The 15900-nt window shown below is 70.6% G+C and carries 12 protein-coding genes and 1 tRNA gene; 10 read left to right on the top strand and 3 right to left on the bottom strand.

All coding sequences use genetic code 11. The features are described 5' to 3' along the window. Positions 1–261 precede the first annotated feature (261 nt). Positions 262–2988: a DNA polymerase I gene (gene polA / locus ACGFZL_RS21540; protein ID WP_393693852.1), complete on the bottom strand. Its 2727-nt coding sequence runs from the start codon at positions 2986–2988 to the stop codon at positions 262–264. 163 nt (positions 2989–3151) lie between these two features. On the opposite strand from polA, the gene ACGFZL_RS21545 reads away from it, so the two are divergent. The 8 genes from ACGFZL_RS21545 to ACGFZL_RS21580 all read left to right on the top strand — a co-directional run bounded on the left by ACGFZL_RS21545 (position 3152) and on the right by ACGFZL_RS21580 (position 12674). Continuing rightward, complete coding sequence (locus tag ACGFZL_RS21545; RefSeq protein ID WP_393693854.1) at positions 3152–5449, top strand: FdhF/YdeP family oxidoreductase; 2298 nt, start codon at positions 3152–3154, stop codon at positions 5447–5449. A 45-nt stretch (positions 5450–5494) separates the two neighbouring features. Beyond that, the gene (locus tag ACGFZL_RS21550) at positions 5495–5959 is read left to right on the top strand and encodes a hotdog fold thioesterase (RefSeq protein ID WP_355176046.1); all 465 of its coding nucleotides are present in this window, start codon (positions 5495–5497) and stop codon (positions 5957–5959) included. 110 nt (positions 5960–6069) lie between these two features. Next, positions 6070–6666 (top strand): Tat pathway signal sequence domain protein, encoded by a 597-nt coding sequence (locus ACGFZL_RS21555; protein ID WP_393693856.1) that lies wholly within the window; start codon positions 6070–6072, stop codon positions 6664–6666. A gap of 287 nt (positions 6667–6953) precedes the next feature. After that, on the top strand, positions 6954–8186 hold the full coding sequence (locus tag ACGFZL_RS21560; protein ID WP_355176048.1) for a branched-chain amino acid ABC transporter substrate-binding protein: 1233 nt from the start codon (positions 6954–6956) through the stop codon (positions 8184–8186). Between the two features lie 120 nt (positions 8187–8306). Then, entirely contained in the window at positions 8307–9239 is a 933-nt protein-coding gene (locus ACGFZL_RS21565; RefSeq protein WP_355176049.1) for a branched-chain amino acid ABC transporter permease, read from the top strand. A gap of 5 nt (positions 9240–9244) precedes the next feature. Then, positions 9245–11071 carry a branched-chain amino acid ABC transporter permease gene (locus ACGFZL_RS21570; protein WP_393693859.1) on the top strand — a complete coding sequence of 609 codons (1827 nt, stop codon included), beginning with the start codon at positions 9245–9247 and terminating at the stop codon, positions 11069–11071. Positions 11072–11076: 5 nt separating this feature from the next. Then, on the top strand, positions 11077–11961 hold the full coding sequence (locus tag ACGFZL_RS21575) for an ABC transporter ATP-binding protein (RefSeq protein WP_355176051.1): 885 nt from the start codon (positions 11077–11079) through the stop codon (positions 11959–11961). Continuing rightward, a complete protein-coding gene (locus ACGFZL_RS21580; RefSeq protein WP_355176052.1) occupies positions 11958–12674 on the top strand; it encodes an ABC transporter ATP-binding protein in 717 nt (238 codons plus the stop codon). The genes ACGFZL_RS21575 and ACGFZL_RS21580 overlap by 4 nt, the downstream gene beginning before the upstream one ends. Before the next feature lie 67 nt (positions 12675–12741). Here ACGFZL_RS21580 and ACGFZL_RS21585 read toward each other — a convergent pair whose 3' ends face one another. Beyond that, positions 12742–13398 carry an ANTAR domain-containing response regulator gene (locus tag ACGFZL_RS21585; protein WP_393693862.1) on the bottom strand — a complete coding sequence of 219 codons (657 nt, stop codon included), beginning with the start codon at positions 13396–13398 and terminating at the stop codon, positions 12742–12744. Between the two features lie 96 nt (positions 13399–13494). On the opposite strand from ACGFZL_RS21585, the gene ACGFZL_RS21590 reads away from it, so the two are divergent. Further along, positions 13495–13577, top strand: a tRNA-Leu gene (locus ACGFZL_RS21590). Positions 13578–13659: 82 nt separating this feature from the next. Beyond that, entirely contained in the window at positions 13660–14418 is a 759-nt protein-coding gene (locus ACGFZL_RS21595; protein ID WP_393693864.1) for a helix-turn-helix domain-containing protein, read from the top strand. On the opposite strand, the gene pyk is transcribed toward ACGFZL_RS21595, so the two are convergent. Further along, the gene (pyk, locus tag ACGFZL_RS21600) at positions 14415–15839 is read right to left on the bottom strand and encodes a pyruvate kinase (RefSeq protein ID WP_393693866.1); all 1425 of its coding nucleotides are present in this window, start codon (positions 15837–15839) and stop codon (positions 14415–14417) included. The two genes, ACGFZL_RS21595 and pyk, sit on opposite strands and share 4 nt — an antisense overlap. Positions 15840–15900 lie beyond the last annotated feature (61 nt).

Below are 15900 nucleotides of genomic sequence, written 5' to 3' on the forward strand. Positions count from 1 at the left end.
AACTTGTTTTGCCGGGGCACCGGTTGACGCCCGATATTCACCACTTGGCCATGCGGGGCAGCGCCGTTGCCCTTCGGGGCAGACGCTCACCGCCTCCTGGCGTACCGCCGCCCTGCCCGGGGCCCCGCGCCGCCCCTCGGGCCTCGGGCCCGGCGGAGACCGGGGGCGGCGTCGCCACACATCGCATCACGTACCGCACGGGTGCTGCAGGGCACCGGGGGCAGCCCCGGATACGCGACCCAACCCGCCCGACCGCCGGGGCTAGTGTGCCGCCGACTCCCAGTCCTGCCCCACGCCCACCGAGACGCCCAGCGGGACGCTGAGGCGGACCGCGTCGGCCATCTCGCGGCGGACCAGTTCCTCCGCGGCGTCCCGCTCGCCGGGGGCGATCTCCAGGACGATTTCGTCGTGCACCTGGAGGAGCATGCGCGAGCGCAGGTCGGCCTCGCGCAGGGCCTTGTCCACCTTGAGCATGGCCATCTTGACGATGTCGGCCGCCGTGCCCTGGATCGGGGCGTTGAGCGCCATGCGCTCGGCGGCCTCGCGGCGCTGGCGGTTGTCGCTGTTGAGGTCGGGGAGGTAGCGGCGGCGGCCGAAGAGCGTCGCCGTGTACCCGGTGGCCCGCGCCTCGTCCACGACCCGGCGCAGATAGTCCCGGACGCCGCCGAAGCGCTCGAAGTAGGCGTCCATCAGGCCGCGGGCCTCGGCCGCCTCGATGTTGAGCTGCTGGGAGAGGCCGAAGGCCGACAGGCCGTACGCCAACCCGTACGACATGGCCTTGATCTTGCGCCGCATCTCCGCGTCGACCGCCGACTGCTCGACGGAGAACACCTGCGCGGCGGCGGTGGTGTGCAGGTCCTCGCCGGAGGTGAACGCCTCGGTCAGGCCCGCGTCCTCGGACAGGTGGGCCATCACGCGCAACTCGATCTGGCTGTAGTCCGCCGTCATCAGCGACTCGAAGCCCTCGCCGACCACGAAGCCGCGGCGGATCGCCCGGCCCTCGTCGGTGCGGACCGGGATGTTCTGCAGGTTCGGGTCGGTGGAGGAGAGGCGGCCGGTCGCGGCCACCGTCTGGTTGAAGGTGGTGTGGATCCGGCCGTCCGCGGCGATGGTTTTGATCAGGCCCTCGACGGTGACCCGCAGCTTGGCCTGCTCGCGGTGGCGGAGCATGATCACCGGCAGCTCGTTGTCCGTCTGGGCGGCGAGCCAGGCCAGGGCGTCGGCGTCGGTGGTGTAGCCGGTCTTGGTCCGCTTGGTCTTGGGCAGCGCCAGCTCGCCGAAGAGGACCTCCTGGAGCTGCTTGGGCGAGCCGAGGTTGAACTCGTGCCCGGCCGCCGCGTGCGCCTCCTTCACCGCCTGCTGCACCGCGCCGGCGAAGAGCTGCTCCATGGCCTCCAGGTGGGCCCGGTCGGCCGCGATGCCGTGCCGCTCCATGCGGGCGAGCAGCGCGGAGGTGGGCAGTTCCATGTCGCGCAGCAGGTCGGCGGCGCCGACCTCCGGCAGCCGGGCCTCGAAGACCTCGCCGAGGTCGAGGATCGCGCGGGCCTGCACCATCAGCGCCTCGGCCTCGGCTCCCTCGTCCGCCCCGAAGGCGAGCTGGCCGTCGGCCGCGGCGGCCGGGCCCAGCTCGCGGTGGAGGTACTCCATGGACAGCGCGTCCAGGGCGAAGGAGCGGCGGCCCGGCTTGACCAGGTAGGCGGCGAGCGCGGTGTCCATGGCGACGCCGGCGATGTGCCAGCCGTGCTCGGCGAAGACGCGCATGGCGCCCTTGGCGTCGTGGAAGGTCTTGGGCCGCTCCGGGTCGGCCAGCCAGCCCGCCCACGCCGACTCGTCCGCCTCGTCCAGCTGGGCGGGGTCGAACCAGGCGGCCTTGCCGTCGGGTGCGGCCAGCGCGACCTCGGCGACCGAGCCGGCGCCCAGCGCCCAGGCGTCGACGGTGGCGACGCCGAGCGGCCCGGTGGCGTGCTCGGCGAGCCAGTCGGCCACCTCGCCGGTGGCGAGCACGGTGCCGTCCACCTCGACGCCGTCGGCGAGGACCGGGGTGGCCTCGGCCTCCTCGGCGCCGGGGTCGACGGCGAAGAGCCGCTCGCGCAGGGAGGGATTGCGGATCTCCAGGGTGTCCAGGATCATCGCGACGCCCTTGCGGTCGTACGCCGGGCGCGCCAGGTCGGCGACCGCCTTGGGCAGCTCGACGGCGCGCTCCAGCTCGGTGAGCCGGCGGTTGAGCTTGACGGACTCCAGGTGGTCGCGGAGATTCTGCCCGACCTTGCCCTTGACCTCGTCGACCCGCTCGACCAGCTCGGCGAAGGAGCCGAACTGGTTGATCCACTTAGCGGCCGTCTTCTCGCCGACGCCCGGGATGCCCGGCAGGTTGTCCGACGGGTCGCCGCGCAGGGCGGCGAAGTCCGGATACTGGGCCGGGGTCAGCCCGTACTTCTCCTGGACCTTCTCCGGGGTGAACCGGGTCAGCTCCGAGACGCCCTTGGTCGGATACAGCACGGTGGTGTGCTCGCTGACCAGCTGGAACGAATCCCGGTCGCCGGTGACGATCAGCACGTCGAAGCCGGCGGCCTCGGCCTGGGTGGCGAGGGTGGCGATCACGTCGTCCGCCTCGAAGCCCTCGACGGCGAAGCGGGTGACCTGCATCGCGTCCAGCAGCTCGCCGATCAGCTCCACCTGGCCGCGGAACTCGTCCGGGGTGGTGGAGCGGTTCGCCTTGTACTCCGTGAACTCCGCGGAGCGCCAGGTCTTGCGGGAGACGTCGAAGGCCACCGCGAAGTGCGTGGGCGCCTCGTCACGCAGCGTGTTGGCCAGCATCGACGCGAAGCCGTAGATCGCGTTGGTCGGCTGGCCCGTCGCGGTCGTGAAGTTCTCCGCGGGCAGCGCGAAGAACGCGCGGTACGCCAGCGAGTGCCCGTCCATGAGCATCAGCCGGGGGCGGTCCTCGCGGGAGGTCTGGTCGGTCTTCTTCGATGCTGTCTTCGCCACGTCCCCGATCCTGCCACGGACCACTGACACTCGGCTCCGGCCCGCCCGCGCCGCGCCGCCGGCCGCGGGGCCGCCGGGGCCGCTCCCCTCCCCCACCAGCGCTGTCGGTGGTCCGTGGGAGGATCGAAGAGGTATCCCACCCGTGGACGCGAAGGAGCGCGCGATGGCGAGCAAGCCGCCGAAGGGTGACCCGGTGCAGGACGCGCCGCGGGTCACGGCACCCAAGCACACGGCGGCGGGGATCCCGGCCATCGGGCACACCCTGCGCGTCGCCCAGCAGCAGATGGGCGTGCGGCGCACCGCGCTGACGCTGCTCAGCGTCAACCAGAAGGGCGGCTTCGACTGCCCGGGCTGCGCCTGGCCGGAGCCGGACCACCGGCACGCCGCCGAGTTCTGCGAGAACGGCGCGAAGGCGGTGGCCGAGGAGGCCACCCTGCGCCGGGTCACCCCCGAGTTCTTCGCCGCGCACCCGGTCGCCGACCTCGCCGGGCGCAGCGGCTACTGGCTGGGCCAGCAGGGCCGCCTCACCCACCCGGTGTACCTGCCGGAGGGCGGCACGCACTACGAACCGGTCAGCTGGGAGCGCGCCTTCGGGATCGTCGCCGAGGAGCTCACCGCCCTGGACTCGCCGGACGAGGCCGTCTTCTACACCTCGGGGCGCACCAGCAACGAGGCGGCGTTCCTCTACCAGCTCTTCGCGCGCGAGCTGGGCACGAACAACCTGCCCGACTGCTCCAACATGTGCCACGAGTCGTCCGGTTCGGCCCTGGTGGAGACCATCGGCATCGGCAAGGGCAGCGTCTCCCTGGAGGACCTGTACCAGGCGGACCTGATCATCGTGGCCGGCCAGAACCCGGGCACCAACCACCCGCGCATGCTCTCCGCCCTGGAGCGGGCCAAGGCGAACGGCGCGAAGATCATCAGCGTCAACCCGCTGCCCGAGGCGGGCCTGGAGCGGTTCAAGAACCCGCAGACGCCCAAGGGCCTCACCGCGGGCGCCGCGCTCACCGACCTCTTCCTGCAGATCCGCCTCGGCGGCGACCAGGCCCTCTTCCGGCTGCTCAACAAGCTGATCCTGGAGACCGACGGCGCGGTCGACGAGGAGTTCGTCGGCGAACACACGCACGGCTTCGCGGAGTTCGACGAGGCCGCCCGCGCCGCCGACTGGCAGGAGACGCTCACCGCGACCGGCCTCACGCGGGCGGAGATCGAGCAGGCCCTCGGCATGGTCCTCGCCTCAGAGCGCACCGTCGTCTGCTGGGCGATGGGCCTCACCCAGCACAAGCACTCCGTGCCCACCATCCGCGAGGTCGTCAACTTCCTGCTGCTGCGCGGCAACATCGGCCGCCCGGGCGCGGGCGTCTGCCCGGTGCGCGGCCACTCGAACGTGCAGGGCGACCGCACGATGGGCATCTTCGAGCGCCCGGCACCCGCCTTCCTGGACGCCCTGGAGAAGGAGTTCGGCTTCGCCCCGCCCCGCGAGCACGGCTACGACGTGGTGCGGGCCATCCGCGCGCTGCGCGACGGCGAGGCCAAGGTGTTCTTCGCCATGGGCGGCAACTTCGTGGCCGCCTCCCCCGACACCGAGGTCACCGAGGCGGCGATGCGCCGCGCCCGGCTCACCGTGCACGTGTCCACGAAGCTGAACCGCTCGCACGCCGTCACGGGCGCGCGGGCGCTGATCCTGCCCACCCTCGGCCGCACCGAGCGCGACCGCCAGGCGGGCGGCGAGCAGTTCGTCACCGTCGAGGACTCCATGGGCATGGTGCACGCCTCCCGGGGGAAGCTGGCGCCGGCGAGCGAGCATCTGCTGTCCGAGCCGGCCATCGTGTGCCGCCTCGCCCGCCGGGTGCTCGGCGTGCGCAGCACCGTGCCGTGGGAGGAGTTCGAGCGCGACTACGCGGCGATCCGCGACCGCGTCTCCCGGGTGATCCCGGGTTTCGAGGACTTCGACGCGCGCGTGCGGGACTCCGACGGGCGGCCCGGCGGACCCGGCTTCGCGCTGCCGCACGCGCCACGCGACGAGCGCCGCTTCCCCACCGCCACCGGCAAGGCCAACTTCACCGCGGCGCCAGTGGAGTACCCGGCGCTGCCCGCGGGCCGGCTGCTGCTGCAGACCCTGCGCTCGCACGACCAGTACAACACCACGATCTACGGCCTGGACGACCGCTACCGGGGCATCAAGGACGGCCGCCGGGTCGTCCTGGTCAACCCCGAGGACGCCGCAGCCCTCGGCGTGCGCGACGGCGAGCACGTCGACCTGGTGAGCGAGTGGCGGGACGGCGTGGAGCGCCGGGCGCCCGGCTTCCGCGTCGTGCACTACCCGACGGCCCGGGGCTGCGCGGCGGCGTACTACCCGGAGACCAACGTCCTGGTGCCGCTGGACGCGACGGCGGACGTGAGCAACACCCCGGCCGGCAAGTCACTGGTGGTCCGTCTGGAACAATCGGCGACCGACTGAGCGTTTGCTCAGCGAGTCTCACCACGTCTCGAACGGAGCCGGTCCATGGGCGAGCAGCAGCCGACGCAGTTCCCGCAGGAGGTCATCGACGAGTACGCCGCGCTCGGCGTCGACCTGCCCGCCCTCTTCTCGGCCGGCCACCTCGGCACGCGCATGGGCGTGCAGATCGTCGAGGCGTCCGCCGAGCGGGTCGTCGGCACCATGCCGGTGGAGGGCAACACCCAGCCGTACGGGCTGCTGCACGGCGGCGCCTCGGCGGTGCTCGCCGAGACGCTCGGCTCGGTCGGCTCGATGCTGCACGGCGGCAGCACCAAGATCGCCGTCGGCGTCGACCTGAACTGCACGCACCACCGCGGGGCCCGCTCCGGCCTGGTCACCGGCGTGGCCACCCCGGTCCACCGGGGCCGCTCGACGGCGACGTACGAGATCGTGATCAGCGACGAGGCGGACCGCCGGGTGTGCACCGCCCGGCTGACCTGCCTGCTGCGGGACGCGGGCACCACGGGCTGACTCCGGACGGGCCGACCCCGGCGCGCCGCGGGCGTTGCCCGCACCCGCCCCGCGCCCTACCGTCGGGGCATGTCACGCGACGGTCGTCCGGACCGGGGTCCGTGGGGCTCGTGAGCGGGATCGGACCGGTCGAGCCGGGTGAGGGCACGCACGTCCAGGAGCCGCCGGCCGCTCCCCCTGCCACCGCGGCGGGCCTGCGGCGACGCCGCCGCAGGGCCCTGCTCGGCGCCGCCGCGGCCCTCGCCCTGCTGGCGGGCGCCGGCGCCCTGTACACCGCCCGCAGGGCCGCCCCGGAGCCTCCGCCGGCACCGCCCTACCCCGCGCAAGCCGTCGACCTGGTCTTCCTGAACGGTGTGACCACTCCGCCCGGGGTGCCGCCGGGCGGCTCCAGCTTCGCCGTCGCCCTGAGCGTGGAGTCCGGTCCGCCGGTCACCGTGACCCGTCTCGCGCAGCCCTACGACGGCCTCTCCCTCACGGCCTCACCCAAGCCGCCCTTCCGGACCGCCCCGCACGCGGCACGCAAGATCACGATCACTCTCCGGGTGACCGACTGCGGGAAAGCCCCCCGGAATCCCGGGCTCCCTTTTCTCGACGTAACACTGCGTAATAGTCGGGCAATACAGGACCAGAGTTTCCTGCTGGGACCCCGCTATGCGCGGTACCTGGATCACATCCTGCAAGTCGCCTGCGGCAACGACTCCAAGTAATCACCAAAAAGCCTCATACGCCTGAACGTTGCCGGTCGACCCTGCGGATTCTCACTATGTGGACAGGGCGAATCGGCCGGAATTCCGCCCTTCTCCCCAACGTGTACCGCTCTGCATTACCCCGTGTCATAACAAGAGCGTCACAGCATGAGTCAGACCCTCCTCCACGTTCCCTGCACACGCTTAGAGTCACGCCCAGTCACCGCGCAGTCGGATTGTCACCTCCGTACGGCGCGCGACCCGGCCGTCTCCACGGGGACACGGCCGTGCCAGCGAAAGGACTGATCGTGCGTCAACGTTCGCTCATCGCCATCACCGCCGCTCTGGCGGCGGGGGCGCTCACCCTCACCGCCTGCGGCTCGCGCGACGACGACGGCGGAGACGACTCCGGCAAGGGCGGCGGCACCACCGTCGTCATCGGCGTCGACGCCCCCCTGACCGGCGACCTGTCCGCGCTCGGCCTCGGCATCAAGAACTCGGTGGACCTCGCCGCCAAGACGGCCAACAAGAAGAAGTACGTCGACGGCGTCACCTTCAAGATCCAGGCCCTCGACGACCAGGCCCAGCCCTCCGTCGGCCAGCAGAACGTCACCAAGTTCGTCGCGAACAAGGACGTCCTCGGCGTGGTCGGCCCGCTGAACTCCTCGGTGGCCGAGTCCATGCAGAAGGTGTTCGAGACGTCCAAGCTCGTCGACGTCTCCCCGGCCAACACCAACCCCGCCCTCACCCAGGGCACCGACTGGCAGAACACCAAGAAGCGCACGTACAAGTCGTACTTCCGCACCGCCACCACGGACGCCATCCAGGGTCCGTTCGCGGCGCAGTACGTCTACAACGACGCCAAGAAGACCAAGGTCTTCGTCATCGACGACAAGAAGACCTACGGCGCGGGCCTGGCCGGCACCTTCACCGAGGAGTTCAAGAAGCTCGGCGGCAACGTCGTCGGCACCGAGCACATCAACCCCGACACCAAGGACTTCTCCGCGGTCGCGACCAAGGTCAAGAAGTCCGGCGCGGACGTCGTCTACTACGGCGGCGAGTACCCGCAGGCCGGCCCGCTCAGCAAGCAGATCAAGGCCGCGGGCGCCAAGATCCCCGTCGTCGGCGGTGACGGCATCTACAGCGCCGACTTCATCAAGCTGGCCGGCGCGAACGGCACCGGCGACCTCGCCACCTCCGTCGGCGCCCCGGTCGAGACGCTGCCCTCCGCCAAGGAGTTCGTCGCCAACTACCAGGCCGGCGGCTACAAGGAGGCCTACGAGGCCTACGGCGGCTACTCCTACGACTCGGCCTGGGCCATCATCGAGGCCGTCAAGAAGGCCGTCGACGACAACGACGGCAAGCTGCCCGACGACGCCCGCACCAAGGTCATGGAGGCCATGCAGAACGTCTCCTTCGACGGAGTGACCGGCAAGGTCTCCTTCGACGAGTTCGGTGACGCCACAAACAAGCAGCTCACCGTCTACGCGGTCGAGAACGGCGCCTGGAAGGCGGTCAAGTCCGGCACCTACACCGGCTGACCCGGCGGTCCACACCCGCCACCACGGACGAGCCGCGCGGGGCCCTGTTCCACAGGCGCCCCGCGCGGACTCGCATCCGGCCACATTCGTCGAACATCCGAAAGTCTCGGAGGACATGCGGTGCACGAACTGCCGCAGCAGCTGGTCAACGGCCTGCTACTGGGATCCATGTACGGGCTGGTCGCCATTGGCTACACGATGGTCTACGGCATCGTCCAGCTCATCAACTTCGCCCACGGCGAGATCTTCATGACCGGCGCCTTCGGCGCGCTCACGGTCTACGTCTACATCCTGCCCGACGGCACCTCCATGCTGATCGCCCTGCCGCTGATGATCATCGGAGCCATGATCGTCGCGACCACCGTCGCCGTCGGGGCGGAACGGTTCGCCTACCGCCCCCTGCGCAGCGCCCCCCGCCTGGCCCCCCTCATCACCGCCATCGGCCTCTCCCTCGCGCTCCAGCAGGCGGTCTGGGCCTGGTACCCCGAGGCCAAGTCCGCCCGCACCTTCCCCCAGATCGACGGCGGCCCCTTCCACATAGGCAGCGTCACCATCCAGACCGGCGACGTCTTCCTCCTGATCGCGGCCCCGATCAGCATGGCCGTCCTCGCCTACTTCGTGATGAAGACCCGCACCGGCCGCGGCATGCAGGCCACCGCACAGGACCCCGACACCGCCAAGCTCATGGGTGTCAACACCGACCGCATCATCGTCGTCGCCTTCGCCCTCGGAGCCGTCTTCGCCGCCATCGGCGGCGTCGCCTACGGCCTCAAGTACGGCCAGATCGACTTCAAGATGGGCTTCGTCCTCGGCCTCAAGGCCTTCACCGCCGCCGTCCTCGGCGGCATCGGCAACATCTACGGCGCCATGATCGGCGGCGTCGTCCTCGGCATCGCCGAGACTCTGGCCACCGCCTACATCGCCGACGTCCCCGGCCTGGACAAGTTCGGCAGCCAGTCCTGGGCCGACGTCTGGGCCTTCATCCTCCTCATCCTCGTGCTGCTGCTCAGGCCACAGGGCCTGCTCGGCGAACGCGTTGCGGACAGGGCGTGACAACGATGACCACACAGACCACCGCCCCGCAGAGCGCGAGCCACCCGGCACCCGCGGCCCCGGCCGGCCTCATCGGCATACCCGCCCCGATCGGACGCGCCCTCGCCACCGTCGGCGGCGCCCTCACCGTCGTCTCCACCTTCCTCGCCTGGACCTGGACCTCCGCCTTCCCCGGCGACCTCACCGTCTACGGCTACCCCGGCGGCCTCCAGGTCCTGGTCCTGGTCGGCGGCGCCCTCACCACCCTCCTCGGCCTCGCCTCCTACGGCGTCAAGGGCCTTGGCTGGCTCGCCCCGGCCGACGCCGACGCGGCCGTCAAGCTCGCCGCCCTCGCGACCTTCGCGACCACCTGGTACACGCTCATCGCGATCACCAGCAAGCTCGGCGGCGTGGTCAACCTCGAACCGGGCGGCTACATCGCCGGGGTGACCACCCTCGTCGCCCTCCTCGGCTCCCTCGCCCTCCCCTTCGAGCGGCCCGAACCGGAGCCCATCGACCCCGACGACACCGGCTGGGAGCACTTCAAGCACGGGCTCTCGCACAACTGGCAGACCACCAAGGCCGTCTTCGCCGCCCGCGCCCCGCGCCCCGCGCGCGCCCTGCCCGGCTACGTCGAGATCCTCCTCATCGTCGCCGTCCTCGCCGCCGCCCTGCTCGTCTTCACCTACGGCATCGGCACCGAGTACGACGAGCTTTTCGTCGGCTTCCTCATCACCGCCGGCTTCGGCTTCGCCGCCCTCAACAAGTCCGGCCTGATCGCCCACGCCTCGCAGATCACCGCCCGGCACCAGAACATCACCGTCTGCGGCGCCTTCGTCGCGGCGGCCCTCTTCCCCTTCACACAGACCGACGACCAGTACGCGACCCTCGGCGTCTACATCCTCATCTTCGCCACCGTCGCCCTCGGCCTGAACATCGTCGTCGGCCTCGCTGGCCTCCTCGACCTCGGCTACGTCGCCTTCCTCGGCGTCGGCGCCTACGCCGCCTCCCTGGTCTCCGGCTCCCCCAGCTCCCCCTTCGACGTCCACTTCCCCTTCTGGGCCGCCGTCCTCGTCGGCGCCGCCGCCTCGCTCGTCTTCGGCGTCCTCATCGGCGCCCCCACCCTGCGGCTGCGCGGCGACTACCTCGCCATCGTCACCCTCGGCTTCGGTGAGATCTTCCGCATCACCGTGAACAACCTCGACGGCACCTCGGGGCCCGACGTCACCAACGGCTCCAACGGCATCGCCTCCATCCCGGACCTCAACATCCTGGGCTGGGACCTCGGCGTCCAGCACGACATCGCCGGCTTCACCATCGGCCGGTTCGCCAACTACTTCTTCCTGATGCTCGTCATCACCGCCGTCGTCGTCCTCGTCTTCCGGCGCAGCGGCGACTCCCGCATCGGCCGCGCCTGGGTCGCCATCCGCGAGGACGAGACCGCCGCCCTCGCCATGGGCATCAACGGCTTCCGCGTCAAGCTCATCGCCTTCGCCGTCGGCGCCTCCCTCGCCGGACTCGCCGGCACCGTCCAGGCCCACGTCACCTACACCGTCACCCCCGAGCAGTACCTCTTCGCCGGCACCACCCCGCCCAACTCGGCCTTCCTGCTCGCCGCGGTCGTCCTCGGCGGCATGGGCACCATCGGCGGACCCCTGATCGGCGCGGCCCTGCTCTTCCTCATCCCCAACAAGCTCCAGTTCCTCGGCGACTACCAGCTCCTCGCCTTCGGACTGGCCCTCATCCTGCTGATGCGCTTCCGCCCCGAGGGACTCATCCCCAACCGGCGCCGGCAGCTGGAATTCCACGAAGACGCCGAAGCGCCCACCGTCCTCGGCAAGACAGGGGCCTGACCGCCATGACCACCGACACCACCACCAAGGACACCACCCCGGGCGCGGCCGGCCCCGGCACCACCGTCCTCGACGCCCGCGGCGTCACCATGCGCTTCGGCGGCCTCACCGCCGTCCGCGGCGTCGACCTCACCGTCAACAGCGGCGAGATCGTCGGCCTCATCGGCCCCAACGGCGCCGGCAAGACCACCTTCTTCAACTGCCTCACCGGCCTCTACATCCCCACCGAGGGCGAGGTCCGCTACAAGGACAAGGTCCTGCCGCCCAAGTCCTTCAAGGTCACCGCCGCCGGCATCGCCCGGACCTTCCAGAACATCCGGCTCTTCGCCAACATGACCGTCCTGGAGAACGTCCTCGTCGGCCGGCACACCCGCACCAAGGAAGGCTTCTGGTCCGCCGTCCTGCGCGGCCCCGGCTTCCACCGCGCCGAAAAGGCCTCCCGCGCCCGCGCCATGGAACTCCTCGAGTTCATCGGCCTCGCCGCCAAGGCCGACCATCTCGCGCGCAACCTCCCCTACGGCGAGCAGCGCAAGCTGGAGATCGCCCGCGCCCTCGCCAGCGAACCCGGCCTGCTCCTGCTCGACGAGCCCACCGCCGGTATGAACCCGCAGGAGACCCGGGCCACCGAGGAACTCGTCTTCGCCATCCGCGACCAGGGCATCGCCGTCCTCGTCATCGAGCACGACATGCGGTTCATCTTCAACCTCTGCGACCGCGTCGCCGTCCTCGTCCAGGGCGAGAAGCTCGTCGAGGGCGACAGCGCCACCGTCCAGGGCGACGAACGCGTCATCGCCGCCTACCTCGGCGAACCCCTGGCCGACGACCCCGGCGCCGCCGAGGTCGCCGAAGTCGAAGCCGCCGAGGCCAAGGGCAAGGAGACCGACCGATGACCGCACTCCTGGAGGTCGAGGACCTCCGCGTCGCCTACGGCAAGATCGAGGCCGTCAAGGGCGTCTCCTTCAGCGTCGAGGCCGGGCAGGTGGTCACCCTCATCGGCACCAACGGCGCCGGCAAGACCACCACCCTGCGCACCCTGTCCGGACTGCTCAAGCCGGTCGGCGGCCAGATCCGCTTCAACGGCAAGTCGCTCAAGAAGGTCCCCGCCCACCAGATCGTCTCCCTCGGGCTCGCCCACTCCCCCGAGGGGCGGCACATCTTCCCGCGCATGACGATCGAGGACAACCTCCGCCTCGGCGCCTTCCTGCGCAGCGACAAGGCCGGCATCGAGCAGGACATCCAGCGCGCCTACGACCTCTTCCCCATCCTCGGGGAACGCAGGAAGCAGGCCGCGGGCACCCTGTCCGGCGGCGAGCAGCAGATGCTCGCCATGGGGCGGGCGCTGATGTCCCGGCCCAAGCTGCTCATGCTCGACGAGCCCTCCATGGGGCTCTCCCCGATCATGATGCAGAAGATCATGGCCACCATCGCGGAGCTGAAGTCCCAGGGCACCACCATCCTCCTGGTGGAACAGAACGCCCAGGCCGCGCTCTCCCTGGCCGACCAGGGCCACGTCATGGAGATCGGCAACATCGTGCTCTCCGGCTCCGGGCAGGACCTGCTGCACGACGAGTCGGTCCGCAAGGCGTACCTCGGCGAGGACTGAGGCCCGAGCCGACCGAGGTCCGTACCCCTGCGCCGGGGGTACGGGCCTCACTCCTGCTCTCCCGCGATCAGCCCTTGGCCGCCTTCTTCTCCTCGGCGTCCTGGATGACGGCCTCCGCGACCTGCTGCATCGACATGCGGCGGTCCATCGACGTCTTCTGGATCCAGCGGAACGCGGCCGGCTCGCTCAGGCCGTACTCCGTCTGCAGCACCGACTTCGCCCGGTCCACCAGCTTGCGCGTCTCCAGCCGCTGGCTGAGGTCGGCGACCTCCTGCTCCAGGGCGCGCAGCTCCGTGAAGCGCGAGACGGCCATCTCGATCGCCGGGACGACGTCGCTCTTGCTGAACGGCTTCACCAAGTACGCCATCGCACCGGCGTCCCGCGCCCGCTCCACGAGGTCGCGCTGCGAGAAGGCGGTCAGCATCAGCACCGGGGCGATGCTCTCCTCGGCGATCTTCTCGGCCGCGGAGATGCCGTCCAGCTTGGGCATCTTCACGTCCAGGATGACCAGGTCGGGGCGGTGCTCGCGGGCCAGCTCCACGGCCTGCTCACCGTCACCGGCCTCCCCCACGACGGAGTAGCCCTCCTCCTCCAGCATCTCTTTGAGATCCAGCCGGATGAGCGCCTCGTCCTCGGCGATGACGACGCGGGTCGTCAGCGGGGGCACGTGCGACTTCTCGTCTTCGGGCGCGTCGGCTGGCTGGGGCGACTCGGGGGCGCTCACGTGGGCTCCTCGTTCGGGGCGGGGTGCTGCTGACAAGAGCGTACCTAGCTGCGACGTGCAGGACGGAGCCGGTACACTTCCCTCAGGTCGCGACCTGCCCGGTTGGAGGAATTGGCGATACTCGCGGTGCTCAAACCACCGTGCCTTCGGGCATGTGGGTTCGAATCCCACACCGGGCACTTCTGAAAGCGGAGGCTCACGTTCTCGTGAACCTCCGCTTTCTGCTGCGTGTCGCGCTGACTCCTGCCTCAAAGTTGCCGCATGTACGACCACAGCACACGCGTTCTGGCTCTGGCACTGGTGGCCCAGGGCCGCAGCCTCAACTCGGTCAGCCGCGAGACGGGCGTCTCGCGCGCCGCGCTGCGATCCTGGCAGGAGCGCCTGGAGCCCCTGCCTCGCGCGGCGACTCCTGCCCCGGGCCCGCCGAGCTGCCCGCGCGCGTACGCCTACCTGCTCGGCCTCTACCTGGGCGACGGCTGCGTCAGTGCCCATCCACGCGGCACGGGCCATTACCTGCGGATCGCGTGTGCGGACGCGTGGCCCGGGCTCATCGAGGAGTGCCGCGCCGTCATCCCGCAGGTGCGCCCCGGTCTACGCGTCCACCTCGTGCAGCACCCGGGGTACGTGTCCGTGAACAGTTATTGGCGCCACTGGCCCACCCTCTTCCCCCAGCACGGCCCCGGCAAGAAGCACGAGCGGCGCATCACGCCAGAACCCTGGCAGCAAGCGATCATCGACGCGCACCCCTGGGAGTTCGTCCGCGGACTCGTCCACTCCGACGGCTGCCGGATCACCAACTGGACCACTCGGCTCGTCCGCGGCGAACGGAAGCGCTACGAATACCCGCGGTACTTCTTCACCAACGTCTCAGCCGACATCCGGCGGCTCTACACCGACACCCTCGACAAGCTGGGCGTGGAGTGGACGGAATGCCCGCGCAACGGCATTCCGTTCAACATCTCCGTCGCCCGCAAAGCCTCCGTCGCGCTCATGGATCTCCACGTGGGCCCCAAGTACTAGTCCTCCCCGATCCGATGGACCCGGACCAGGTTGGTCGTGCCGGAGACGCCGGGGGGCGAGCCCGCCGTGATGATGACGACGTCGCCCTTCTCGCAGCGGCCGTAGCGGATCAGAAGCTCGTCCACCTGGGCGACCATCGCGTCGGTGGAGTCGACGTGGGGGCCGAGGAAGGTCTCGACGCCCCAGGTGAGGTTGAGCTGGGAGCGGGTGGAGGGTTCGGGGGTGAAGGCGAGGAGGGGGATGGGCGAGCGGTAGCGGGAGAGGCGGCGGGCCGTGTCGCCGGACTGGGAGAAGGCGACCAGGAAGCGCGCGCCGAGGAAGTCGCCGATCTCGGCGGCGGCGCGGGCGACGGCGCCGCCCTGGGTGCGGGGCTTGCTGCGCTCGGTCAGCGGGGGCAGGCCGCGGGCGAGGATGTCCTCCTCCGCGGCCTCGACGATGCGGGCCATCGTGCGGACCGTCTCGATGGCGTGCTTGCCCACGCTGGTCTCGCCGGAGAGCATCACCGCGTCCGTGCCGTCGATGATCGCGTTGGCGACGTCGGACGCCTCGGCGCGGGTCGGCCGGGCGTTGTCGATCATCGAGTCGAGCATCTGCGTGGCGACGATGACCGGCTTGGCGTTGCGCTTGGCGAGCTTGACGGCGCGCTTCTGGACGATGGGGACCTGTTCGAGCGGCATCTCCACGCCGAGGTCGCCGCGGGCGACCATGATGCCGTCGAAGGCGGCGACGATGTCCTCGATGGCGTCCACGGCCTGGGGCTTCTCGACCTTGGCGATGACGGGGAGCCGGCGGCCCTCCTCGTCCATGATGCGGTGGACGTCCTCGATGTCGCGCCCGCTGCGCACGAAGGAGAGGGCGATGACGTCGAAGCCGGCGCGCAGCGCCCAGCGCAGGTCGGCCTCGTCCTTGTCGGAGAGGGCGGGGACGGAGACGGCGACGCCGGGGAGGTTGAGGCCCTTGTGGTCGGAGACCATGCCGCCCTCGACGACGGTGGTGCGGACCTCGGGTCCTTCGACGCCGGTGACCTCCAGGCAGACCTTGCCGTCGTCGACGAGGACGCGTTCGCCGGGGGTGACGTCGGCGGCGAGGCCGGCGTAGGTGGTGCCGCAGCGGTGGCGGTCTCCGGCGGCGCCCTCCTCGACGGTGATGGTGAAGGTGTCGCCGCGTTCGAGGAGTACGGGTCCTTCGGCGAAGTGGCCGAGCCGGATCTTCGGGCCCTGAAGGTCGGCGAGGGTGCCGACGCTGCGCCCGGTCTCGTCGGAGGCCTTGCGGACGCGGTGGTACCGCTCTTCGTGCTCGGCGTGGGTGCCGTGGCTGAAGTTGAAGCGGGCGACGTCCATTCCGGCGTCGACCAGGTCCTTGATCTGGTCGTACGAGTCGGTGGCGGGTCCCAGGGTGCAGACGATTTTGGCTCGGCGCATGGGCCGAGCCTATGACTTACCGGTCGGTAGTGAACTGGCGGTGCGTGACTACTCAACGCAC

It is taken from the genome of Streptomyces sp. NPDC048182, from assembly GCF_043202555.1.
Taxonomy (GTDB): domain Bacteria; phylum Actinomycetota; class Actinomycetes; order Streptomycetales; family Streptomycetaceae; genus Streptomyces.